Raw genomic sequence first — 23,542 nt, forward strand, 5'->3', positions numbered from 1 at the left:
CGTCACTCCTCCAGCCTGTCGGACGTGATGGCGTACTCCCGCACCACGAAGCCCAGGGGGTTGCCCCACACCTCGTCGATGCTGCGGCGTTCCTCGGGCGCGAAGCCGAACAGGAGCGTAGCGGTGAAGTTGCCTGTGGTGATGCCGTCGCGGTTGGTCAGGCGCTTCCTGAGCCGCACCTGGGCGCGGTCGTTGGTGATGAGCGCGATGCTCAGCACCTCCACGTCGATGCGGGCGTTCTCGCCGTAGGCCTCCGGCGGGTAGGCATCGTGGCCGGAGGTCCAGAGCGCGCGCAGGGTGTCGGCCGCGCCGCCCTCGCTCATGGCCAGGGTCCGGCGCACGCGGAGGTCGTTGTCGAGCTGGTTGTAGGTCTCGCGGTCGGTCACGTAGCGGAACACCTGGGCCTGGATCACCGCCGGGCGCTCGGCGAGCGAGACGGCCCGCACGGTGGCCTCCGGCAGCGCCAGGCCGGTCTCGGGGTCGTAGGCGACGAGAGCCGGGGGCGGGTCCTCGTCAAAGACCGCCACGGCGGCCGCTGCGAGGCAGCCCGTGACGCCAAAGAGCGCGCTCGCGCCGGCGATGGCCTTCCAGACCCGCTCGCGCCGGCGCGCCCCGTAGATCAGCTCTTCCTCAAGGATCTCGCTCATACGGTTCATGGGGCGGGTCTCAGTTCATGTCCGGGAGCGTGAAGTCGACGTACTCGCGCTCGGCCGCGATGGTGGCGGCGTCGATGACCCCCGCCTGGCCCGCGCCCACGGTGGCGACCGACTGCAGGCGCAGCATCTCGAGCATGATGATCCCGATCTCGGCGGTGACGCGGGTGTTGTGGTCGATGGAGGCCTTGAGGTCGGCCTGATCGCCGATGCCGGCCACCAGCGTCTCGATGCGGGAGGCAGCCTGGCCGGCGTTCTCGTGGCTGACCTGGGCCGCCGCGCTCATGGTCGCTCCCGTGGTGGCGCGCGTGGCGATCCGCTGCGCCTCCTCGTCGGTGCCCACGCCGTCGCCGGGGGTGCCCGTCGGGTCGGACGGCCCAGTGCCGGATGGATTGCCGGCTGCCATGTGCTCCAGGGTGGCGGCGTCGAAGCCCGCCTCGTTCAGCACGCCCTCGATCCCCTCGCGCATGCGGCTCGCGTTGGGGCCGGTGAGCTGCGACCAGTCGCCGGTCTGCACGGCCTGGATGGAGGCCACGACGTCGGTGAAGTTGCCGCCCAGGAGGTTGTCGAGCTCGCCGCCCATGACGAGCTCCATGATGTCCCGCTCGCCGGACAGCGCTTCATAGGTCTCGGTGAGCTTGGCGTATTGATCCTGCAGGGTCTGGAGCTGCTCCAGCGCGTTGTCGAGAAGGTCCGACTGGATGCCGAAGTCCTCCAGCATCTGGTCGAGCTGGGCGATCTGCTGGGCGATGGAGCCGAAGTCCACCACGGGGATGGCCGCCTCGGCGGCCGGGGCCAGCGCCAACGCAAGGGCGGTCGAAAGCAGGAGGCGCTTCATTCCAGGGTCTCCAGGGTGAAATCCGTGTAGTCGCGCTCGGCGGTCATGGCGGCGGCCATCGCCACCTGCTCGGCGCTCAGGGGCTGGGTGTGGGCCGCCTGCAGCCGCACCATCATCACCATCAGGCGGGCGATCTCGGCGCGGGCGTAGGTGTTGAGGCTCATGGCCTCCTCGGCGTCGGCGGTCGCCCTGATGCGGGTGACAATGCCGCGGAGCCGGGTGGCAGCGGCCGCGATCTGGGCTTGCGTGTGCCCGGCGTAGATCATCGCCGCGTCGGCTGTCAGCGACAGGGTGGCGCCCGCCAGGAGCACCGGGTCGATGGTGCCCAGGGCGTCGATGCCGCCCACAAGGCCCAGGTAGCTGTTGTACTTGGCCGGGATCGCCTTGACGTAGCCCTGGGTCTCCTCGAAGGGCGGCACGCCCCCGTACTTCTCCACCGCGCCCGGACCGGCGTTGTAGGCCGCCAGCGCGAAGACGACGTTGCCGTCAAAGGCCTGGAGCTGCTGGCTGAGGTAGCGGGCGCCACCCTCGACCTGGAGGTAGGGGTCCTCGTAGTACTCCGGGTAGATGCCGAGGCTCTGGGCCGTGTCGGGGATGATCTGGGTGAGCCCGAAGGCCGCCGCCGGGGAGCGTGCACCCACCTGGAAGCGGCTCTCCTGCCAGATCAGCGCCTGCAGCAAGCAGCGCCATTGCACGGGCGAAAGGCCAGCCGCCGCGACGCCCGGGTAGCCCGCCGTGTCCTTGGCGACCTGGATGATGAGCTCCTCGACGGTGACAGCGGCGTCGCCGAAGAGCCGCGGCGCGGCGGGGTTGGGATCTTCGGGGCCGTAAAGGACGGCGGCTGAGGCGGGCGTGGTGCCGTCGCCCTCCAGCGCCGCGATCGCGGCCGGGGTGCCGGACCCGTCGGTGGCGGAGACGGAGGCCAGGATGCGATCCAGGGCCGCGAGCTGGCTCCTCTCGATCTCCAGAACCTGCGCCTCGTTCGCCAGCCGGTCCGCCTGCAGGGCCAGGTCCTCGCCCTTCTGGGCGATCAGGGCCTCCTCGCGCAACTCCAGACCTTCGTCATGGACCGACCCGCCCCCAAAGACGCCGCCGAAGAGCCCGTCGAGCAGCCCAGCCTCGCCGGGGACGGGGAGGACCAGCACCAGGGCGAGCGTCGAGGCGGTCAGGGCCTCACGCATCCCCGTCCAACTCCCCGGCCACGGGCCGGAACTCGCAGGGCGTCTCGCCCTCCAGGAGGTTGAAGCAGGTGGCCGTGGGGCCTTGGTAGGTCTCGCATCCACCGAGCCCCAGGGCGGCGAGCGTCAGAGCCAGGATCAGTCGGGTCCGCATCACAGCCTCCAGAAGTCGGGCCGGGACCGCCAGTCGGGGCCCGCGCGTTGCTCGCCCTTCTCCATTCCGCCCAGGATGGTGAGAAGCGGTCCCAAGGCGCTGAGATTGGCGTCGATCAGCGTGGAGCCCCGGTCGTCGCGCACCAGGGCGGCTCGCGACCCGACCGACCCCTCCAGGAGCATCCCCAACTCCTTGTCGTTGAGGCCCAGCATCTCGTAGTCGGAGGCCCGGGCCCGGAGGTTGGGCAGCAGGATCTGCGTGGGCACGGCCTCCACGATGGTCTTGCCGGTGCGGGTGTGTTCGAGCTGGCTCGCGTACTGCGTCATCATCACCACCACCGCATTCTGCTTGCGGGCGGTGACGAGCCAGTTGGAGAGGCGTTCCGCAAAGTACGTCGTGTCGAGCGCCTTCCAGGCCTCGTCGACGACGATCACGGTGGGCCGGCGGTCCTCGATCAGGCGCTCGACGCGGCGGAAGAGGTAGGAAAGGACCGCCATGCGCTCGCGCTCGCTCTCGCTGTCGAGGATGCCCGTCAGATCGAAGCCCACCACCTCGCCCGCGAGGCTGAAGGTGTCGGCCCGGCTTTGCCCGAAGATCCAGCCGTAGCGACCCTCGCTGGTCCATTCGTGGATGCGCTCGCTCAGGTCGCCGGCGTCGTCCGCCCCGCCAAACAGCGAGGCGAGGTCCGTCCAGTTGCGCAGGTGCGACGGCGCGCCCGCGTTCTGCCGGACGACCTCGGCAATGCGGTTCGTCTGCACGGGCGAGAGCGGCCGATCGGGGCGGGTCAGGAGCGCCACCAGCCAGTCGGCGAGCCACGCCTGTCCGCGCTCGTCGGTTTCCAGCCAGAGGGGATTGAGGCCCGTGGGCACGCCGGGGCGGATCGGCGCGTAGGAGCCCCCCATGGCCCGCACTGCCATCTCCAGGCCGGCCCGATAGTCGAACACGACGACCCGCGCATCCGCGCGCCGCGCCATCGCCATCAGGAACGCCGACAGCACCGACTTGCCCGAGCCGGGGCGGCCCAGGATCAGGGTATGCCCCGAGGTGGGCTCGCGGTCCGGGCGGCCCGCCTCGTGGTAGGAGAACCAGAAGCCCGACCGCTCCGGCGTAGGAAACATGGTCAGGGGCGTGCCCCAGGGCGTCTCCTGCGCGCGCTTGCCAAGCGGCGTGCGATGGAAGGCCGAAAGGTCGGCGAAGTTGCGGTTGGTGAGGGGCGCCTTCCGGCTCCGCATGACGGCGTTGCCGGGAGCTTGTGCGAAGTAGTGGGTCTGTCCCGCGAAGCTCTCGTTGATGAGGCCAACACCATGCTCGGCCGCGATGTTGCGGACCTCGCTCGCAAGGCTGTCCAGCTCGCCTGGCGTGGCGGCGAACACGGTCACGGTCATGTGGTGCTCGCCGAAGATGAGGCGGCGGGACTCCAGGTCGTCGTGCGCCTCGTCGAGCTCGGCCAGGAGCGACACCGCCCCGTCCTCGCCCGTCCGCATCAGGCGCTTCTGACGCTTGATCCGCTCGGCCATCAGGTTCGAGTTCACCGGGACGAACGAGTGCGTGACCACCATGTCCACGGGGAGGCTCAGCCCGTCGAACATCCCGACCGTGGTCTTGGCGGGGTAGGTCTTGATGGCGAAGGTGGTCCCGTACTTCCGCCCCACCACGCCCTCCGAGAGGGCGAAGCGCGCGCCCTTGAAGCTGACGCGCGTGTTGGCGACGTCGTGGGCCAGGACGTCGAAGCGCGACCCCTGGTGAAGCGGCAGCTCCTCGCCCGTGTTCAGGCCGCCCAGGAACCCCAGGAGCTCGCCGGTCGAGGCCAAAAGCCGACGCGGGCGCATGGTCCCGAAGCTCGACAGGATGAAGCCCACGACCTCGTTCAGCTTGCGCAGGCTCTCGGCCGTCTCGGCGCGCAGGGTGTCCACCGACCGGCGGGCGAAGAACGGAACCTTGGCGCCCAGCTCGGGCCGCTTCATCACCGTCAGCGTCAAGGTCTTGTCGCGCATCCCCATCGTGTCGAGGTGCGCCCGCCAGCGGGCGTCGAGCGCGGCGGCGAAGTCACCGCCCTCGATGGGGCGCAGCTCGTGCCGAAGCGCCTTCGAGACCTTGTGGACGTAGAAGGCGTAGCCCGGCCCCACCTGGGCCACGAGTTGCGCAAACAGGCTCTTGGTGCGATCCAGAAGCTCGTCCTCGGCCGTGGCGCTGTTGAGCCCGTCGAGGCGGACGCATTGGAAGAGCTCGTTGCCGCGCGTTCGCACCGTTCCGTCGTCCACCAGGGAGACGTAGGGCAGCATTCGCGCGAGATGCCGGTCCGACCGGCGCGGCCGGGGCAGCAGGCTTGCCGGATCGAAGGAGGCGGCCTCCTCGACGGTGTCACGGGGCATAGTGCGTCTCGCCGTCCTCGGAGCGGGGGAGCCTCGGCGGGGTGTGCTGCATCACCACCCGGACCACGTCGAGGAAATGCGGGTCCCAGTCGGCCGCCTTCCAGATTGCAGGGTAGGCGAGCAGCGCCGCCACCCCGACCGCCCAGTGCTGGACCCACAGGAACAGCAGGGCCGACCCGAAGAGCCAGCCGGCTGCGTAGAGGATCGGCAGGCCCAGGAGCTTGGCGGGCCGGATAAGGCCGATGAAGAGCCGCGTCTGATCCGCCATGGGCGCTCGCCTCAGGCGAAGATCGTGGCGGCGATGACAGGCGCCGAGGCGACGCCGACGATGGCGACGAGCACCATGATGGCGCGCGACCAGTCGATGTAGCCAAAGAGCCACGCCAGGAAGACGCCCATCAGGGCGAGCGTGCCCACCACGAGGCCCAGGGGGCCCACGAGCGCATCCACGATGCCCTGAAGCACGTTCTGGACGGGTGACAGATCCACGGTCTGCGCCAAGGCCGGGCTGGCGACCATCAGGGCTACGCCAAGCCCGACGATCATAGTGTTTTGTAATTGCACGTCAGGGTTCTCCTCTGAGCCGCGCAAAGACCGCCAGCACCTTGCGGACGTGACCTTGCGTTTCCTGATAGGGCGGAATGCCGCCGTATTCCGTGACCGCCTCGGGGCCTGCATTGTAGGCCGCCAAAGCTAATTCCGGCGATCCGAAGCGGCCCAATTGCATGAGCAGATACCGCGCCGATCCGTCGAGGTTCTCCCGCCAGTCGTGCGGGTCCACCTCCAGAAGCGAGGCGGTGCCGGGCATCAGCTGACCCAGCCCGATGGCGCCCACGGGGCTCCGGGCCCGCGGGTTGTAGCCGCTCTCGATCTCGATGTTGGCGCGGTACAGGTCGACCCACTCCGTGACGCTCAGCCCGGCCTGCCGGAGGGCCGTGTCACCCGCGTAGCGCAGCGCGGCCGCGTCGATCGCGGCCAGGACCTCGGGGGCGGGGGCGTGGCTCGGCGAGGCCCGCGTCATCAAGGCCGACGCCAGCTCCAGCGGCTCCGCAGCCTCCTCCTCCGAGCCGAACAGCACGACGTCTTGCGTATCGCCCTGTGCGGAAACGCCATAGTGCCTTGCAAATCCGCTGCCGCTGCTGGCCTCCAGCGTCCCATCCTCGCGCATCACGAGGACCAGGCCATCGCTCAGGGCCGGACTGGCGGCGGCCCCGAGCGCAAGCCCTAGGGCCAGGACGAGAGAGCTAGTGCCGCCGTGGGCCGTGATGGAGAAGGTTGTGGCTGAGGCGCCCCCCTTCCTCCATGGGCACCATGACCGAGCGGAAGCCCAGGCTGTGGAGGAAGCTGATGAGCCCGTTGGCCGTTCGGAACTCCCGAGGCTTGTCGCCGCCCTCGGCGTCCCGCCGCGCCGAGACCAGGAGCCGTTCGCTCTGACCATCGAGCGAGACGCAAAGGATGTGCCATAAGCCATGCCAGAAATATGCCTTCTGCACGGGCACCTCCGAGCAAATGACAACGGCTTGATAGCCACGACTCAAAAGCTCGCGCAGTCCCTCTTCACTCACCACGTCGGGCCCTTGATTTGGCATGAAACGATCCACGGATATTGGGTCCGCAACCGTATCTACCCGCCCCCGCAGCTATGAGGGGAGGCTACGATTGCATAAGGACGTGATCAAGCCCCATGTTATACTTAAGGGCGAGAATGGGTTTACAACACAACCTGAAGTAGGAAAAACGGAGTTCCGTCAGGAGGTTAGCTCGTGTTCACAAAGCTGTCATCATTGTTCCTCCTTTTCGCCATGGTTGCGGCGCCGGTGAAAGGACAGGAGCTGGGCTGCTTCCCTCCCGTGCGCCCGTTCGTCCCGAGCGACCCTCGGGATGTTGAAGCCTACTCCGACCTCATTCGCCAAGACTTCGAAACCTACATTGTGGATTTCGAGGCCTACCTGCGTTGTCTCGACACGGAGCGAGCACGCGTGTTTGTCGAAGGACAGGAGGTCATTCGGGAGTATGGAGCGTTTCAGGAAATAGTCGAAAAGCTGCGGCCGCGGTAGGGCAGGGGCCTTCGGGAGGCTAAAGCGACCGGTCGCGAGCCGCGCATTTTCCAACGCTAGAACTCGGGCAGAGTCCGACGGCCATTTTGCAACTGGCTGAGACCAGCAGACCCCGTCGACGGGAGAAAGCGAAAGAGCCGCTCGCCGCTGGGCAGTCCCCTGCGATGCTGGGCATCACAGGGGACAGGAGCGACGGTTGGGCGCTTCGGCCCCGTCAAGGCTTGTCCTCTGCGCGCCACACCGCGCCTGCGGGAAGCCTGGACCGGGCCTTCACGGCCATACAGCTCTTTGCTTTCAAACGGATGTGACTCAGAGTCTCCCCATGCCGATCGCTCCCGAGAACCGCTGGCTGTATCCGATCGACTGGCCCGAGCTGTCGCGGCTGATCCGCTTCGAGCGGGCCAAGGGCCGGTGCGAGCGATGCGGTCGACCGCACGGGCGGAACGTCGTCCACTTGGGCGACGGCATCTGGTGGGACGAGGAGCTAGGGCGCTGGCGGGACGGCCGCGGCCGGCGGGTGCGGGGGCTACTCCCGCCCCAGCTTCTCGAAGCCCAGCAGCCATCGTTGGACGGCTTCGACCCCGTTGCATGGCTGCCCATCACCCGAGTGGTCCTGGCCAGTTGCCATCTTAAGCACGACCCGAGCCGCAACGGGCCGCGCGATCTCGCCGCGCTTTGCCAGCGCTGTCACATGCTTCACGACGCCCCCGAGCATCGGCGCACGCGCTGGCGCAAGGCGTTCGTGCGGAGAGCTGTTGGAGACCTGCTCGGGCGCTAAACGTGCGTCGGCCACTACGGGGCTTTGCTCGAAAGCTTAGGCAGGCTCGCGATTTGCGCGTCACTGCGAGTAAGCCGCCCTAAGCAGCCTCGGCCAAAAAAGGTCAGCATATTTGACATAAGAGTTATTATGCGACTGCGACCTGTAGCCGGGTGAGCGCTACCCTGAAGCGCGACTTTCGAGTCTTCTCAATCTGTTGAGCCTCGAAAGGACACCCGATGAAGCGCACCTACTCCCAACTGAATGACGAGGAACGCCGGAAGCTGGAGCTGTGGCGGCAGGCCAAGATCAGCCCGGACGTCATGGCCGAGAGGCTCGGGCGGCATCGATCCACCATCTTTAGGGAACTCAAGCGCAACCACTTTCGCGATGAGGCCATGCCGAAAGTTGCGGGTTACTACTGGATGGTGGCCAAGATGAAGGCGGCGATCCGGCGCGCCAAGGAGCGCAAGCTGATCCGCCACGCCGACCTTCAGGGCCAGGTCATCGACCGGATCAAGGCTGGCTGGACGCCCGAACAGATCGCCGGGCGCATGCGCTTCGAAGGTGCAAAGCCGCGTGTATGCCAAGAGACGATCTGTCGCTTCGTTTATTCCAAGGAAGGCATGCAGCACGATCTGTGGTGGTATCTGCCCGAGCATCGCCGCAAGCGCCGCCCGCGTCGCGCCCGCAAGCGCCAAGCCCCAAATTTCCGTCCCGAAAACAGCATCCTGTTCCGTCCGGACGACGTCGCGCATCGGCGTCAGTTCGGTCATTGGGAGGCGGATCTGGTCTTGTTTCGGCAGAAGTTCGGCCCAAACAACTTGACCTCGCTGGTCGAGCGCGTCAGTCGGTTCACGGTCCTGCTGCCCAATGCCGACCGCCGCACCAGGCCGATCATGGCCAAGCTGGTGGCGGTGCTGGGCTCCCTGCCCTTCAAGGCTCGTCGCTCGATCACCTTCGACCGGGGCTCGGAGTTCATCGATTGGCCGCATCTTCAGGCGGGTGCCGGGGTTCAGACCTGATCTCGCGACCCGCGCTCGCCATGGCAAAAGGGCACGGTCGAGAACACCAACCGCCGCATGCGGCGCTGGCTGCCCCGCGACATCGACCCGACATCGATCTCCGGCCCCCATCTGAAGGCGATCTGCGATCGTCTGAACGCCACGCCGCGCAAGTGCCTGGGCTGGAAAACACCGTCCGAGGTGTTCCGCGAAAAGGTCTTGGACCGGCGCGCCTGACCCACAATGATGACCTCAGCTCGAAAGTCGCACCTCACGTGGCGCTCACCCGCCGACTACAACTTTGAGAGACCCTGCCGAGAGCTCTTGGCACGGCACGGAACGTGTTCACCAGCCGGGCATTCCCTACTTGCCTTCATCCTGTCCGCTGCGGTGAGCAAGTCCGATGATCCGTCCCATTCCGCCGCAAGGCTGGCCCACTCATGGCGGCGAGATGGGTCAGCGCATCCGCACCCACGATTGGGCTAGCAGCCCCACAGGTGCTCTGGAGACCTGGAAGCAGAGCCTCAGGACGGCGGTGGACCTCATGCTGGCCAGCGGCTTTCCCACGGTGCTCCATCTCGGTCCAGGGGGCACGATCCTTTACAACGACGCGGCCATTCCGCTCCTGGGGAGCGGGCACCCTGCGGCCCTGGGCCGTTCCATCGGCGAGATCTGGCCCGAGGCGCGGTCTGGATGGGAGCCGGTGCTCAGGCGCAGCCTTGCTGGGGAAACCGTGATGCTGGCCAATTTGCCCCATGCCATCTGGCGGGGCGGTCGGAAGGTAGACGGGTGGTTCACCTTCTCGTCGTATCCGTTGCGGGACGAGGACGGCACTGTTGCGGGCGTCAATATCGTCTTCATCGACACCACCGACCGCCTCGCGGCCGAGCGCCGACGTGACGAGGTGGAAGCCCGGCTGCGGGACAGCGAGGAGCGTTCCCGGATCATCGTGGAGACGGCTCGGGATTATGCCATCTTCAGCACCGACCCCACGGGCCGCATCGAGACTTGGCCGCCGGGGGCGGAAGCAGTGTTCGGCTGGAGCGCAGAAGAGGTGCTTGGCCAACCTGTCGACATCACCTTCACGCCCGCGGACCGGGCCAAAGGGGTGCCCGACGAGGAACGGAGGCTAGCCGCTTCCCGAGGCTCGGCTGCTGACGTGCGCTGGCACCAGCGCAAGGACGGCACGCAGGTGTTCATCGACGGCGTGACGCGCCCAATCACCGGCCCCGACCATGCGCTGCGAGGGTTCGTGAAGGTGGGCCAGGACGTGACCGATCGTCAGGCCATGGAGGCCGCGCTGCGGGAAAGCGAGGAGCGCTTCCGCCAGTATGGCGAGGCCTCCTCGGACGTATTGTGGATCCGGAACGCCGAGACGCTCGCGTTCGAGTACATCAGTCCTGCCTTTGAGGCCGTCTATGGCCTGAGCCGGACGGATCTGCTGACCGGCAACCAGGTCCGACGCTGGGCCGAACTGATCCATCCCGGCGACCGGGCCACGGCCTTGGACCATCTTCGTCGGGTCCGGGCGGGCGGGAGCCTGCTGAGCACCTTCCGCATCCAGCGGCCCGTCACGGGCGAAGCTCGCTGGATCCGCGACACGGGGTTCCCGCTCCTGGACGCTGGTGGCCGGGTTCAGCGCGTGGCCGGTATCGGGCATGACGCGACCGAGGAGGTGGAGCTCAACGACCGGCTTCGACTGCTGGTGGGGGAGCTTCAGCATCGTACGCGCAACCTCCTGGCCGTGGTCTCGGGGCTGAGCAAGAAGACCTTGGCCGGCAGTGGATCGCTGGAGGACTTCCGAGCGCGCTTCGGAGCCCGCCTGGACGCCTTGTCGCGCGTCAACAGCCTTTTGTCGCGCCTGGAGGACGGGCACCGCATTGCCTTTGACGAACTTCTTGGGGCTGAGCTTTCGGCCCACGGCGTAACCGACACAAAGACTCGATCATCACACGTGACGCTGAAGGGACCACCGGGCATTCTCCTGCGGTCCTCCAGCGTGCAAACCTTTGCCCTGGCGCTTCATGAACTCACGACCAACGCTCTGAAGCATGGGGCCCTGTCCCAGCCCGGGGGATGGCTTGAGGTGCGGTGGAGGCTTCTGGATCATGGGCGCCATGAGAAGCGCCTCGAGGTCGTCTGGCGGGAAACCGGCATTGCTGTTCGTGCCGACAACGATGACCACCCGCCCCGACGTGGCTACGGCCGGCACCTCATCGAGCAGGCGCTGCCCTATCAGCTCGGCGCCGAGACAGACTACAAGTTGAGTTCCGAAGGTGTCCGTTGCATCATCACGGTGCCGCTCTCCTCCACCATGGCGGGGACGTCAGGAGAGGTGGACGAGCCAGATGGCTGATCTCCCGCCATGCCCCACCCTGGAGGGGTGTCGCGTGTTGGTGGTGGAGGACGACTTCGTCGTGGCCGAGGATCTGCAGGACGAGTTGGAGCAGCAGGGGGCCGAGGTGCTGGGTCCGGTGGCCACGGTGGAAGCAGCTCTGAGCCTCCTGGAGTCTGGTCCCCTTCCCGAGCGCGCCATCCTCGATGTCAACCTTCGAGGGACCATGGTCTTTCCCGTCGCTGATGCCCTGCGTGGGCGGGGCATCCCCTTCGTGTTCGTCACCGGCTACGACCATGCCGCCCTGCCCGCGGCCTACGCCGGCGTGAGCTGCTGCGAGAAGCCCACCGACATGCCAGCGCTGGTCCGACTGCTCATGGCGTAGATCACGCCCGACCAGTCGGCCTCCGTCCCGTGCAATGCCGCATGGGAGTGATCGCAGCTCTACTCTGTTGCCCCGCCATGCTTTTGCGACAGAACTCAGGGTAGGAGTACCTCGATGACGACCCGCAGGCCCTCGGGCGCATACTCACGAGAGGCGGTCATCTGCGCGTGACCGCTCAGGACGCGATCAAGAAGCTGGGAGCCAAAGCCATGTCGCGTCGGAGTTGCCACTGTAGGTCCTCCCCTCTCCGTCCAGCGCAGGCTCAGACACCGGCTGTCCGCGTCTTGCCTCAAAGACCAGCTCACCGCGAGCGATCCCTCCTGGACTGACATGGCGCCGTACTTGGCCGCGTTGGTCGTGAGCTCATGCACGACCAAGCCAAAAGGCACCGCGATCTCGGTGGGCAAGGTGACATCGGGTCCGTCGAGCCACACGCGATGACCTGTCGCGTCGTCATAGGGGCCGAGCTCCGAGCAGAGCAGGAGTCGAAGGTCGGCCGTGTCGCTGCCGTCCTTGATGAGCAGGTCATGCGTGTTGGCCAGCGCCAGAAGACGGCCGTTGAACAGGTCCTCGAAGATCGTCAGGGACTCACAAGATCGGATCGTCAAGCGTGCGATCGCTTGGACCGTGGCCAGGGTGTTCTTCACGCGGTGGTGGGACTCGGAGACCAACATAGCCGCTCGCTGCTCGGCCTGCTTGCGCTCCGAGACGTCACGGGCCACGCACACCAGCCGCTGGACCTGGCCATTCTCGAGGACTGGTGCGACCGAGACGTCCCACCACGTCGGAGTCCCCCGCCCGCTTTGCGCCATGACCTCGAAGCGAGCAGGCCGACCCTCCCTTGCGGCGTCCAGCGCGCAACGCACAACTTCGGCGCTCTCGGCGGGCCAGAGCGAGACCCAGTCGCGGCCTGTCACATCGCCTGGTTCCCTGCTCTCCAGAGCGCTCAAGCCAGCGGCGTTGGTGTGGGACAGTCGTCCATCCAGTTCCACGACCATGATGCCGTCGGGCACGGCGTCGAACACCGAGCGCAGGAATGCTACTGGCTCCTCGCGCCTGTCGGATCTGGCCATCCCTCCGGAACTCTCGACCTGCCGGCTCACAGCCGCTGAGGTCCGGTCAGGTCCAGACTCGGTCGAGGCCGACAGGGGAAACACCGGCGTAAAGAGATCCGAGAGCCCAGCAAGGTCGATATACTCCGTCATGCCTCATACCCGGTCCAGACTGGGTAAACACCGGGCAGCACCCGCTCGAAATGCTCGACCACTGCGTTGTGGCAGGCGCAGGCCGTGGCCTCCAGGGCAGCCCGATCAATCACGGTGATGCGCCCGCGGGAGTACGAGATCAGCCCCCGGGACTGCAGCGAGATCGCTGCACCGTTTACGGTCGAGCGCTGCACGCCCAGCATCTCGGCCAGGGACTCCTGGGTGAGCGGGATCTGGCGCTGACCGACCCGGTCCTGCGCGGTGAGGAGCCAGCGGCAGAAGCGCGGCTCGAGACTGTGCAGCACGTTGCAGGCCACCGACTGGAGCACCTGCGCGATCATGCAATCAGCGTAGCGGGCGAAGGCATCCCGCAGGGTGGGTGAGTGGGACTTCAGCTCCTCGAGCTGCTCGGAGGCGATCCGCAGCGCCGAGCCACCGATCTGCACGACCGCTCGGGCGAAGGCCGGCTTATGGCCCAGCGAGACGATACCGCCAATGGCCCCTTCGCACCCCACAGTGGCCGTCTCGGCCAGAGCTCCGTCGGGCAGCGCCACCACAAGCGAGATCATGGTGCCTTCACAGGGGAAGTGACAGAAGCTGACATCGTCTCCTTCCTTGAACACCACCTGCCCGCGCCCAAGCGCAACCGGCGTCAGATGAGGTGCAAGAAGAGCAAAGTCCTGCTCCCGAAGTCCAGCCAGCAAGCGATTGGCGGGCGCCGCCCCGTCCACCACTCGGCGTGCCTGTGCCGCCTGTCCAACCCATGCCATTGTTGCGCCTGTCCCTTCTTTGCGCAGGCGCACCGTCCGTAACGTCCAATGGCCTTTGTTGTTGCTGCCAGCATAGTGCTGCAGTTGCAGGATGTCTGTCTGCAAGCGGACATAAGCGAGGATTGTTCCTGAACTGTTCGGCCCGGCGTAGTGGCTTGCCCCCGGGCTCGGGCGTCAGGCGACGTCGGCGGAAAGCACGTCGGGCAGAACGTGTTCATAGTGCTTGCGCACAGCCAACTGACATCTGCAGGCCGCCTTCTCGAGACCCGCTCGGTCGAGCACGCGAACCCGGCCCCGGGCGTAACTGATCAGCCCACGGGCCTGAAACTCGGTCGCGGTCTTGGTCACATAGGTGCGTGTCGCCCCGAGCATCCGACTCAGATGCTCCTGTGTCAGCGGCAGTTCGGCATCGCCATGGCCGTTCTGGTAGGCCAGCAACTTGCGGGCCATGCGCTGCTCAAGGCTGTGGTGCTGGTTGCAGGCCACAGACTGGAGCAGCTGCGAGAGGAGGCAATCGGCGTAGCGAGCAAACGTGTCAGCCAGTCTTGTCGACTGCGCCTTGGCCGCATCAAGGGCCTCTACGTCGATGCGCCACGCGTCGCCCGGGATCTGGACCACCGCGCGTGCAAAGGCCGGCTTGGGACCGCGGCTCACAAGTCCACCAACGGCGCCCTCACGGCCGATCAGCTCCGTTTCGGCGGACTGACCGTCGTTCCTCACCACATTGAGAGATACCAGGGTGTGGTCACAAGGGAAATGGACGGAGCCGACGTCGTCACCTGGGTGGAACAGCGCTTCGCCCTGAACAAGCGACACTAACGACAAATGGGGCCAAAGAAGCGCCCGGTCCGCAGCCGAGAGCTTGACCAGCAAACCGCTGCGGCAGAGGACGTTGTCGCCTGTGGTTCTCGGGGGACCATTTGCCACCACACCTGCCTCCCCTCTTGAGGGCGTGCTCGCAACGCCGACTTTGCCGCCCCCTGCCCTTGTTGGGTCTTCGCGCCGGGAGATATGGCGTGAGGCTTCTGTGTCCAGACTGTCAGCATGCCCAGAATGCGCGCCCCCGAAGCCGTCCAGATCCATTAGCCCATATAGTGAAGTCTGATCCGCATGTCCGGTGTACGACCGAGGCTGTTGGCGAAGCTAGGGCGGCGAAGAGTATCTGAGCATAGGCTTGGGATTGGTTGCTTCTTAGTAGATGTAGCGGATCTGGTCGGTCCAGTACCGCTCCATGCGCTTGAGGGCGCGCGTGATCTCGTCCATCGCGTCGGCATCGAGGATGGCGCGGGTGGTCAGCCCCTCGGCATGCGTGGCGAACAGCTTGGCCACGATGTCGCGCAACTTGCGGCCCTTGTCCGTAAGCTTGACCCGCACCGAGCGGCGGTCGATCTCGCTCCGCTGGTGGTGCATGTAGCCCAGGTCGACCAGCTTCTTGAGATTGTAGCTGACGTTCGAGCCCTGGTAGTAGCCGCGGGTCTTGAGTTCCCCGGCCGTGACCTCGTTGTCGCCGATGTTGAACAGCAAGAGGGCCTGGACGGGGTTCACGTCCAAGATGTTCAGCCTCTCGAACTCGTCCTTGATGACGTCGAGCAGCAGGCGATGAAGTCGTTCCACCAGCGTCAGCGCATCGAGATAGCTGCGCATGAACGCGGCATCCCGGGCCGGGAGGATGGAATCGACGGGTGTCCGGACATTCGTGTCACAGGCTCCAGTCAGACACTTTGGTCTCAATTTAGAGGAGAATTTCCAAGATGGGCTTAACAGCGCCCAACAGAGCCTTGTGATCTGCTTCGGGCTGACGAGGGCGCGGCAGGGGGTCACATAGGCTTTGTAAATGTCGGCCCGGCGCTCGTAGCGGACAGCGAGGCGGCGGAAGCGGTTGAGCCAAGCCGAGGGTCTCTCGACACCCCATGTGTGCCGGCCCAGCCTCTCGCTCGTCTCCACGCACAGTCGGCCGATGCGGGGCGCGATGGATCGGGCGCGGCACTCCTTGCGGCAACGCCGGTGATCGTAGGCCTTACAGGCTGTGGAGCTTCTTGAGGCGTTTGCGGGGCCGCCCTCCGTCCGCCCTCCACGCCGGGCACCGCGTCGAGAGTGGGCGTCAGCATGAGGCTGTCGGGCCGGTTCGCGGGGCTCAGGCGGATCCCGAGCGGAGTGCCTCGTTGGTCGGCCACAAGGTGGCGCTTGCATCGCCCGCTTCGGCCCGCGATCTGTCGGGTCCGGACCGGTCTCGGCCCCACCTTTTTGCCACTATAAAGGCGCTGTCCAGGCTCGCCCGGCTCAGTCCAGGTGCCCCCCATCCAGCAGACGCTTGAGGAGCACGCGATGGAGCCCGGCCTAGGCGCAGCCTCCTGCCAATCCCGGAGCCTGCGCCAGCAAGTCATGCCCGAGCAGCACAGCTCGCGCGGCAGCATCTCCCGCGGAATAACCGAACGCCCCTCCGCTTAGCTGGCCTAAATCTGCGTCGGGCGTGCCTGGGGTCTTTTGTGCTGGCGCAAGGTGATAGGCAGTTAGGGGGCGTCGCAGCCGCCGTGCCCCCCGGACGGCATGAAACCGGGCTGGCACCTTCACTGCCGCCTGATTGACTACTTGAGGGCACGAAACACCGCCGCAGACGCCCCCTCGGTATCTGGTGTGGAGACCTGCGCTTGGAAACGGAAAAGCGCAGGCTGACGGATCGTGAAGGAGCAACCCTGCAGCCTGCGTCAGAGTTGCATCGGTCGCCCCGCAGCTTACGCCGGGTCTGGACCGCCTCAAGAATGGGCAGTCGAGCTGGCTTGTTGCAGTTGGACGTGTCAGCTGAAGGACACTGCCATGGACGGACAGAATGACATCCGGCCCCGCCACTACAACCATCATTGCCTGAGTATTAAGGTTGGCTGTTTGCCTGATGCTGATTGCGCAAGTGAGCCACGGGTTGCGGATGGTCGGGGTCGAGGAAGGTGACTCTGCTGTCACCATGTTCGGGCTGCGTGACCAGCATGCCTGGCACACGGTCCGCTCGGACCAGAGGCGCGCGTTGTGCGAGTTTGAGGGCATAATCGACGGCTGCGGCAAAGGCTTGTCGGGGGACGCGCGGATAGCGCCGGCACATCTCGTCCGGAGTGACTCCGGCCAGGATCATATCCACCACTCCCGCAACGGTGAGCTCGGTGCCGCGCACCGTGGGACCGGAGCCTGAGTCCGAAGTCCGCGGATCAATCCATTCATGGCCGGACATCTGATTTCCTTCTTTAGGCGAGTTCATCCACGGTAGCTCGCTCTCCAAGCACGGCCGGATCAATCGGAATGATCGGCGGTATTACGCTTGGAACGCGGTATCCATTGAGGTTGGGCCTATAAACCATCGCGCTGAACAGAGCCGTTGTTGGGCCTCGGTTCACCGCGGTCATGCTCCTCGCTGATAAACGCGGAGCGGACGAGGTGGAGCATGGACCTGTGCCAATGGGTCGAGGGCCTGATCAGGGACGCAACGGCGCAGGATGCGGAACGTGGTTCGCGGTGCTGGGTTCATGTGGAGGAGCGCTTGGCCGAGATGCGCCGTGGCACGCAGGCCAAGCACCACTCACGTCTGCCGCAAGTTGGCCTACGTCATCCCAACTCCGCCGCCGTTCAGTTGCTTAGCCTTCCGCGTCCGCGATCATCTTCCGAACGCGCGTGACGAGGGTCTCTATGGCGAACGGCTTGGTCATCATCTCCATACCCGGGTCCAAGAAGCCGCTCGCCTGGGCTGCGGTTTCGGCGTAGCCCGTCATGAACAGCACCTTGAGCTCCGGACGCCATGCCCGCGCGGCATCCGCGAGCTGGCGGCCGTTGAGCCCGGGCAGGCCGATGTCGGTGACGAGAAGATCCACCTGTCCCTCCGCTTGCAGGAGCTTGAGCCCCGACGGCCCGTCTTCGGCCTCTACGATGTGATAGCCCAACCCTGCCAACGCCTCGACCACCAGAGCGCGCACGATGGGCTCGTCTTCCACGACCACGACCGTCTCGCCCCCGCTCACGAGCAGATCGGCCGCTGTCTCTGTTCGAGTCTCGCCGGTGCCCTCCGTCACGCCCTGATGGCGCGGGAGGTAAAGCGTCACCGTCGTGCCCTGGCTCGTTCTGGAGCGAAGCTGAACATGTCCGTTCGACTGCCGGACAAAGCCGTAGATCATGGACAGACCGAGGCCGGTGCCTTGGCCCAAAGGCTTGGTAGTAAAGAACGGATCAAAAGCGCGGGACATCACCTCCGGAGTCATGCCTACCCCGCTGTCCGTGGCCTCGATCGTGACATACTGGCCCGGACGGAGATCGCCGATCCGTGCCGCCGACGCTCGATCAAGTTCCACTGTGCCGGTTACGATGCCGATCCGGCCGCCGTCCGGCATGGCGTCCCGTGCGTTGATCGCAAGGTTCAGGATAGCGCTTTCAAGCTGGTGCGAGTCGCAAAGCGTGGGCCACAGGTCCGTGGCGGTTGCAATGTCGAGCTGGATGGTCTCACCCAGGGTACGGCGCAGCAGTTCCTCCATGCCGGTCACGAGACGGTTGGCGTCGACCGGCTTGGGGTCGAGCGGCTGGCGGCGCGCAAAGGCCAGGAGGCGGTGGGTGAGCGCCGCCGCCCGCTGGGCCGACGTCATGGCAGCAGTGGCGTAGCGGTCGAGCCGGCTCGTGTCGCCCTGGGCCAGCCGACTCTGCATGAGGTCGAGCGCACCGATGATGCCGGTCAGCAGGTTGTTGAAGTCGTGCGCGAGCCCCCCGGTGAGCTGGCCCACGGCCTCCATTTTCTGGCTTTGCCGCAGCGCTTCCTGGGTTGCCTCCAGCTCGGTCTCGGCGCGCAGCCGGTCGGAGATGTCGTAGGCCGTCTGAGCCGCCCCGATCGGGCGGCCTTCGCGGTCGCGCAGCACGCTGAAGCGTACTTCAAAGGGGACCCGCTCGCGCGCGGGATCGCCAAAGGTCTCGACCACAACGAACTCTTCGCCACCAAAGGCCCGGCTCCAGTGGGCAGCGACCTGCGCCCGGTGCTCGGGCAGGTCCGCCAGCAGGTCGAGAAGGTTGTCGCCCACCTGCGGCTGCTTGCCGTAGATGCGCTCGAAGGCCGTAACCAAGGCCGGATTGAGAGCTAGGATACCGTGGTGGAGGCTGCAGGCGATGGTCGCCGCATCGGAGTTTTCCACGATGTCGGCCAGCACACGGCGCTCGGCCACCACCTTGGTCACACGGGTCTCCAGGGTCTCGTTGAGGCGCCGGAGGTCGGCCTGGGCGCGCCGCTCGTCGCTCACGTCCACGATGACGATCATCGCGCCCGTGATCTCACCGGCTAGGCTGCGAAGAGGAATGCCATCGACCCGGGTCCAGACCTGCCGGCCGTCACCAGGGCGGAACAGGAACTCAATTCCTTGCGCCGTTTCCCCTCGGAGTGCGCGGGCGCCCGGGTAGCGGTCGCGGGCCAAAGGTTGGCCGCTCTCATCCCAAGCTATCCAGCAGGTGTCTCCTGGAGCGAGCTGGGAAGGCAATCTTCCGTCTGGCAGGAAAACGCGAAAGGCGGGGTTGGACAGGGCCAGTTGTCCGTCATCCCCCATAAATCCTACCCCAACAGGCAGATGCTCGATCAAAGTGGCTAGACGGGCGCGCTCCTCCCGGAGCCGCGCCTCGCTGGCGCGTAGTCCTTCTTCCGCACGACGTTGCGCCTCGATGCTGCTGAAGGCGGTCACAGCCGCGACAATGACGCCGGCCTCATCGCGCACGGGCGCGCTGCTTACCGACAGGCGCCGGCGCTCCTCGCCCTCAGAGCCGCCCAGGCGGTAGACCATCTCCTCCTGCTCGATCGCGGTGCCTGATCGCAAGGTCCGAACTGTGGGGTAATCCTCAGGCCCATACGGACGTCCGTCCGGGTGGATGGCTCCGAAGCCCCGATAGCGGCCCAGGTCCTCGCCTTGGGGCCAGTGGCCCAGCAGTTCGGCCGCTTTGTCATTGAGTGCGAACGACCGTCCTCCCGGCCACGAGGTGATCGAGATCCCGATCGGAGCCTGCCGTATCACGGCATCCAGCAGTCGGCGCTCGGCTTGGAGCCGTGCCTCACTCTCGCGCAGCGCTTTCTCGTGAGCTCGTCGTTCGGTGATGTCGCGGGAGATGGCTAGGAGCCGCTCGGGCCGGCCATCCTCACCCAAGATCGGGCTCACCGTGATATCCCAGCACCGACGGGTACCCTTGAGTGTCGCCACCTCCGCTTCGAAGCGCGCCGTGCGGCCTTCGCGTGCGTCGGCTAGCGCCGCCTCGGCTTGGACACGGGCGGGTTCGTCCATCAGTCCGGACCAGGGCCGGCGCTGGTAGGGAGCGAAGTTTCCTATTCCCATGGCGACCTGGCCATGTCTGTTCATGAACTGGAGCGCGCCATCGAGGTCGAGCACTTTGATGCAGTCCGAGGAAGTCTCCAGCAAGTGGTTGACGAACTTGCTTTCCGTGTGCTGATGCCCACGCCGCTCGATCTCCAGCATCACTAGGTTTGCCAGGGCCTGGAGCTTGGCTTGCGCCTTGGCGTCGAAGTCCTCGCGTGGCTCAGGCGAGACTACGCAAAGAGTACCGAGCTTGTGGCCGTCGGGCGTGCGGAGCGGCGCGCCGGCGTAGAAGCGGATGAAGGGGCGATGTGTCACAAAGGGACTGTCCCGGGTGAGCGGGTTCGTCCGGGCGTCGTGGACGACCATGACGCCCTCGCCCTGGATGGTGGTGGTGCAAAAGGACCAATCGCGGGGCGCTTCGCGCGGACCATTGGGCGCCCGCGCCTTGAGCCATTGCCGGTTTGCATCAATCAGCGACACCTCGGCGATGGGGGTATCAAAGAGGGTGCGCGCCAGCTCTACAAAGCGATCGAAGACAGAATCGTCCGGCGTGTCGAGGATGCTATAGCGGTGCAAGGCAGCTAGGCGCGCCTGCTCCCAAGACGGGGAGCCAGGCTCGTCCACCTTGGCTGCTTCTACGCCGCCCGCGGCGGACAGGTTGTCTTGCCTCACGTTCGTTAGTCCCGTTCTGACTTCGTTCCACCCCTGCCGTCATGCCAAATACTTCGCTTCTCTGGAAGCGGCTAAACCTAAGATTGTAGAGTTTCCGGATTAGATAAACCTGAACGAGGCAGGAACGAGACGTAGAACAGCCCATTCTGGGACCGAAAAAGCCTTGCAGGAGCAATAAGCGGAATGTTCTAGAGAAAAGGCCATCTAGACGCCACCGGGCGACAACCGCAGCGAGATCAGTCCCAGGTGGTTGCTCCGTTAAGGTTCACTAGAGCGGAGATCTGCGATCTGGCGGCCAAACCCTAGATAGGCGTGACCTGAGCCCCTGTTTCTCCTCCACGGATGGCTAGAGTCCGATCCTGAGGAGGGACGGACGATGAAGAAGAGCAGGTTCACCGAGGAGCAGGTGATCGCGATCCTGCGGGAGCAGGAAGCGGGCGTGTCGACGGCCGAGGTGTGCCGCCGGCACGGGATCAGCAGCGCGACGTTCTACGCGTGGAAGGCCAAGTTCGGCGGGCTCGACGTGAGCCAGGCGCGCAAGCTGAAGGTGCTTGAGGAGGAGAACGCGCGGCTCAAGAAGCTTCTGGCCGAGGCCATGCTGGACGCGGCGGTGCTGCGCGACGTGGCGGCAAAAAAGTGGTGACGCCCACGGCGCGCCGGGCCGCAGTGGTGCACGCGCGGGCGGCCTTTGCTTTGTCCGAGAGGCGGGCCTGCGTGGCCTTGGGCTTTGATCGGAGCTCGATGCGCTACCGCAGCGGCCGAGACGACGATGCCGAACTGCGAAAGCGGCTCCGTGGCCTGGCCAGCGAACGACGCAGGTTCGGCTGGCGACGGCTGATGATCCTTCTCGCAAGAGAAGGGATCACGCCGAACCACAAGAAGCTCAGGCGCATCTACGGCGAGGAGCGGCTCCAAGTCCGACGTCGGGGCGGGCGCAAGCGGGCGCTCGGCACCCGTGCGCCAATGACCATTCCGCAGGGCCCGAACCAGCGCTGGAGCCTGGACTTTGTCACGGACGCCTTGGCTGACGGGCGGCGCTTTCGGGTGCTGGCCGTGGTGGACGACTTCACCCGGAAGTGCCTAGCTCTGGTTGCGGACACGTCGCTGTCGGGTCGGCGTGTCGCGCGCGAGCTCAATGCCCTGATCGCCACTCGGGGCAGGCCGCTGATGGTGGTGAGCGACAACGGCACCGAGCTGACCTCGACGGCGATCCTGCGGTGGAGCCAGGACCGCGAGGTCGAATGGCACTACATCGCCCCCGGCAAGCCGCAGCAGAACGCGTTCGTCGAGAGCTTCAACGGCCGCCTGCGCGACGAATGCCTGAACGAGACCCTGTTCTGGAGCCTCGACCACGCCCGCTCGGTTCTTTGTGCCTGGCGGGACGACTACAATCATGTGCGTCCGCATGGCGCCCTGAAGGGGCTGACGCCTGCTCGGGCCGCCGAGCTTGCATGCGCCACAAACGATGACCACAACAGCAACCCCGGGCTCCAGCCATGAACGGAGGAGATCAGGGGCTCAGGTCAGGCGCCATCTGAATAGCCGCTGCGCTCGCACCGTCAGAGCTTTGGTTGACTCAGATCAACGGATCAGGGCGTTTCAGCTGATAGCCTTAGGTCGACGCGGTTAAGGTACCGAGCGGGAGAGGGTCATGCCGCAATCGAGATCTATCGCTTCCACAGAACCGGCCGGACTTCTGGCGGACCTGGATGCCTGTTTTGCCGAGCAGGACAGTCTCTGCAGGAGCCTTGAGGAGCTGGCCGACAGCTTGCCCGAGCGCCTAAACACCTTAGGAGCCGTGCTCCTGGTGGGGCGCCTCAGCGCGCTGCTCAGGCGGGCTCATCATCTCGAGGAGACCCAGGTGTTCCCGATCCTGGCCTCGGCTCCGGTCAGGATGCACGGGGACCTCCGGCCGATCCTCAACCGCTTGCGTGCCGAGCACACTGAGAATGAGGACTATGCCTTGGATCTGGAGGACACGTTGGCTGAGTACTGGGCGCGGCCGGTGGCCCGTGCGGACGCCGAGCGACTGGGATACCTTTTACGCGGCCTTTTCATCAGTCTGCGCCGGCATGTCGCTCAGGATCGCGACTGGGTCCGCCCGCTCCTGCGGGAACTGGGAGCGCCCTGAGATCCTTCACCAGCCGCGTTCCTCAAGGCCTCGTGGTCGGCCACCACCAGACTGCGACTAGTCTCCAGGCTGATGATGCCGGCCTTGCGCAGGCTGGTCACCTGTCGGCTCACCGTCTCCTCGGTGAGGCCCAGGAAGTCGGCAATGTCGGCCCGCCCAAGCGGGATGTCGAAGGCGCTCTCTCCCTGCTCCTCCGGGTCGGCACGCCGCGCCACCAACAGGAGAAAGGATGCTACCCGCTCGCTTGCGGACTTGCGCCCCAGCGTCAGCATCCATCCGCGGGCGTCGTCGAGCTCGCGCAAAGCCTGCTCGTGCAGCCGCTGGTGCAAGGCGGGCGCCTCACGCATCAGCTCTTCTAAGGTTTCTCGAGGGAACGAGCAGAGGCGCACAAAGCCGGCTGCTTCGGCGCGAACCTCGCTCGTCTGGGCAAAGGGGCGTCCCAGAAAGTCGGGCGCGAACTGGAGTCCAACGATCTGCTGACGGCCATCGGGGAGCGTCATGGTGAGCTTCACGACTCCGGCCAGAATGTTGGAGTAGCGCCTGACCGGCTCGCCTGGGGCCAACAATTCGGCCCCGGGAGCGGCCTCATGGCGGACCGTATGACGGCTCAGGCGCACGAGTTGGGAGGGCTCGAGCACGCCACAGACCCCTCGGTGCCGCGCCTCGCACGAGAGGCAAAGTCGCGGGACGTCGGAGTTGTGAACATCGAGCCGCATG

General features: G+C 66.1%; 22 protein-coding genes and 2 pseudogenes. 7 read left to right on the forward strand and 17 right to left on the reverse strand.

The window, feature by feature from the left end; all coding sequences use genetic code 11:
- Positions 1–2 precede the first annotated feature (2 nt).
- The 9 genes from FHG66_RS10705 to FHG66_RS10740 form a co-directional block, all read right to left on the reverse strand.
- On the reverse strand, positions 3–656 hold the full coding sequence (locus tag FHG66_RS10705) for a VirB8 family type IV secretion system protein (RefSeq protein WP_218013823.1): 654 nt from the start codon (positions 654–656) through the stop codon (positions 3–5).
- Positions 657–666: 10 nt separating this feature from the next.
- On the reverse strand, positions 667–1,491 hold the full coding sequence (locus tag FHG66_RS10710) for a type IV secretion system protein (protein ID WP_139076749.1): 825 nt from the start codon (positions 1,489–1,491) through the stop codon (positions 667–669).
- Positions 1,488–2,672: a lytic transglycosylase domain-containing protein gene (locus FHG66_RS10715; protein ID WP_139076750.1), complete on the reverse strand. Its 1,185-nt coding sequence runs from the start codon at positions 2,670–2,672 to the stop codon at positions 1,488–1,490. Before FHG66_RS10715 ends, FHG66_RS10710 begins: the two co-directional genes overlap by 4 nt.
- Positions 2,665–2,823: a hypothetical protein gene (locus tag FHG66_RS21545; RefSeq protein ID WP_176556199.1), complete on the reverse strand. Its 159-nt coding sequence runs from the start codon at positions 2,821–2,823 to the stop codon at positions 2,665–2,667. Before FHG66_RS21545 ends, FHG66_RS10715 begins: the two co-directional genes overlap by 8 nt.
- Positions 2,823–5,195: a VirB4 family type IV secretion/conjugal transfer ATPase gene (locus FHG66_RS10720; RefSeq protein WP_139076751.1), complete on the reverse strand. Its 2,373-nt coding sequence runs from the start codon at positions 5,193–5,195 to the stop codon at positions 2,823–2,825. Before FHG66_RS10720 ends, FHG66_RS21545 begins: the two co-directional genes overlap by 1 nt.
- A complete protein-coding gene (locus tag FHG66_RS10725) occupies positions 5,185–5,463 on the reverse strand; it encodes a VirB3 family type IV secretion system protein (protein WP_139076752.1) in 279 nt (92 codons plus the stop codon). Before FHG66_RS10725 ends, FHG66_RS10720 begins: the two co-directional genes overlap by 11 nt.
- Before the next feature lie 11 nt (positions 5,464–5,474).
- Positions 5,475–5,759: a TrbC/VirB2 family protein gene (locus FHG66_RS10730; RefSeq protein WP_281282919.1), complete on the reverse strand. Its 285-nt coding sequence runs from the start codon at positions 5,757–5,759 to the stop codon at positions 5,475–5,477.
- Position 5,760: 1 nt separating this feature from the next.
- Positions 5,761–6,375, reverse strand: a complete 615-nt coding sequence (locus FHG66_RS10735; protein WP_425471728.1) for a lytic transglycosylase domain-containing protein — start codon at positions 6,373–6,375, stop codon at positions 5,761–5,763.
- 64 nt (positions 6,376–6,439) lie between these two features.
- Positions 6,440–6,688, reverse strand: coding sequence for a hypothetical protein (locus tag FHG66_RS10740; RefSeq protein ID WP_246082553.1), 249 nt, complete (start codon positions 6,686–6,688; stop codon positions 6,440–6,442).
- Between the two features lie 270 nt (positions 6,689–6,958).
- On the opposite strand from FHG66_RS10740, the gene FHG66_RS10745 reads away from it, so the two are divergent.
- The 5 genes and pseudogenes from FHG66_RS10745 to FHG66_RS10765 all read left to right on the forward strand — a co-directional run bounded on the left by FHG66_RS10745 (position 6,959) and on the right by FHG66_RS10765 (position 11,733).
- The gene (locus tag FHG66_RS10745; RefSeq protein ID WP_246082554.1) at positions 6,959–7,252 is read left to right on the forward strand and encodes a hypothetical protein; all 294 of its coding nucleotides are present in this window, start codon (positions 6,959–6,961) and stop codon (positions 7,250–7,252) included.
- 322 nt (positions 7,253–7,574) lie between these two features.
- Positions 7,575–8,030 carry a hypothetical protein gene (locus FHG66_RS10750; RefSeq protein ID WP_139076755.1) on the forward strand — a complete coding sequence of 152 codons (456 nt, stop codon included), beginning with the start codon at positions 7,575–7,577 and terminating at the stop codon, positions 8,028–8,030.
- 218 nt (positions 8,031–8,248) lie between these two features.
- Positions 8,249–9,250: pseudogene (locus FHG66_RS10755) on the forward strand (IS30 family transposase).
- Positions 9,251–9,416: 166 nt separating this feature from the next.
- On the forward strand, positions 9,417–11,369 hold the full coding sequence (locus tag FHG66_RS10760; RefSeq protein ID WP_139076756.1) for a PAS domain S-box protein: 1,953 nt from the start codon (positions 9,417–9,419) through the stop codon (positions 11,367–11,369).
- The gene (locus FHG66_RS10765; protein WP_139076757.1) at positions 11,362–11,733 is read left to right on the forward strand and encodes a response regulator; all 372 of its coding nucleotides are present in this window, start codon (positions 11,362–11,364) and stop codon (positions 11,731–11,733) included. Before FHG66_RS10760 ends, FHG66_RS10765 begins: the two co-directional genes overlap by 8 nt.
- Before the next feature lie 95 nt (positions 11,734–11,828).
- Here FHG66_RS10765 and FHG66_RS10770 read toward each other — a convergent pair whose 3' ends face one another.
- The 7 genes and pseudogenes from FHG66_RS10770 to FHG66_RS10795 form a co-directional block, all read right to left on the reverse strand.
- A complete protein-coding gene (locus tag FHG66_RS10770) occupies positions 11,829–12,938 on the reverse strand; it encodes a sensor histidine kinase (RefSeq protein WP_139076758.1) in 1,110 nt (369 codons plus the stop codon).
- Positions 12,935–13,708, reverse strand: coding sequence for a Crp/Fnr family transcriptional regulator (locus FHG66_RS10775; protein WP_139076759.1), 774 nt, complete (start codon positions 13,706–13,708; stop codon positions 12,935–12,937). The genes FHG66_RS10770 and FHG66_RS10775 overlap by 4 nt, the downstream gene beginning before the upstream one ends.
- Positions 13,709–13,882: 174 nt before the next feature.
- Positions 13,883–14,581, reverse strand: coding sequence for a Crp/Fnr family transcriptional regulator (locus FHG66_RS10780; RefSeq protein WP_176556200.1), 699 nt, complete (start codon positions 14,579–14,581; stop codon positions 13,883–13,885).
- A 318-nt stretch (positions 14,582–14,899) separates the two neighbouring features.
- Positions 14,900–15,352, reverse strand: coding sequence for a MarR family winged helix-turn-helix transcriptional regulator (locus tag FHG66_RS10785; protein ID WP_139076761.1), 453 nt, complete (start codon positions 15,350–15,352; stop codon positions 14,900–14,902).
- Between the two features lie 126 nt (positions 15,353–15,478).
- Positions 15,479–16,110 (reverse strand): annotated as a pseudogene (locus FHG66_RS22250) (IS5 family transposase); the annotation flags it as partial.
- 467 nt (positions 16,111–16,577) lie between these two features.
- Positions 16,578–16,928, reverse strand: coding sequence for a DUF433 domain-containing protein (locus FHG66_RS10790; RefSeq protein ID WP_176556201.1), 351 nt, complete (start codon positions 16,926–16,928; stop codon positions 16,578–16,580).
- 400 nt (positions 16,929–17,328) lie between these two features.
- Entirely contained in the window at positions 17,329–20,694 is a 3,366-nt protein-coding gene (locus tag FHG66_RS10795) for a PAS domain-containing protein (protein ID WP_139076763.1), read from the reverse strand.
- 376 nt (positions 20,695–21,070) lie between these two features.
- Here FHG66_RS10795 and FHG66_RS10800 point away from each other — a divergent pair.
- Positions 21,071–22,194, forward strand: a protein-coding gene (locus FHG66_RS10800) for an IS3 family transposase (RefSeq protein ID WP_246082555.1) whose coding sequence is annotated in 2 segments (ribosomal slippage) — positions 21,071–21,320 and positions 21,320–22,194 — 1,125 coding nt in all. Because the reading frame shifts where the segments join, the coding sequence is not laid out codon by codon here.
- A 151-nt stretch (positions 22,195–22,345) separates the two neighbouring features.
- On the forward strand, positions 22,346–22,825 hold the full coding sequence (locus tag FHG66_RS10805) for a hemerythrin domain-containing protein (protein ID WP_139076765.1): 480 nt from the start codon (positions 22,346–22,348) through the stop codon (positions 22,823–22,825).
- Here FHG66_RS10805 and FHG66_RS10810 read toward each other — a convergent pair.
- Complete coding sequence (locus tag FHG66_RS10810; RefSeq protein ID WP_139076766.1) at positions 22,774–23,541, reverse strand: Crp/Fnr family transcriptional regulator; 768 nt, start codon at positions 23,539–23,541, stop codon at positions 22,774–22,776. The genes FHG66_RS10805 and FHG66_RS10810 overlap by 52 nt on opposite strands.
- Between the last annotated feature and the right edge of the window lies 1 nt (position 23,542).

It is taken from the genome of Rubellimicrobium rubrum (assembly GCF_006152115.1).
GTDB lineage: Bacteria > Pseudomonadota > Alphaproteobacteria > Rhodobacterales > Rhodobacteraceae > Rubellimicrobium > Rubellimicrobium rubrum.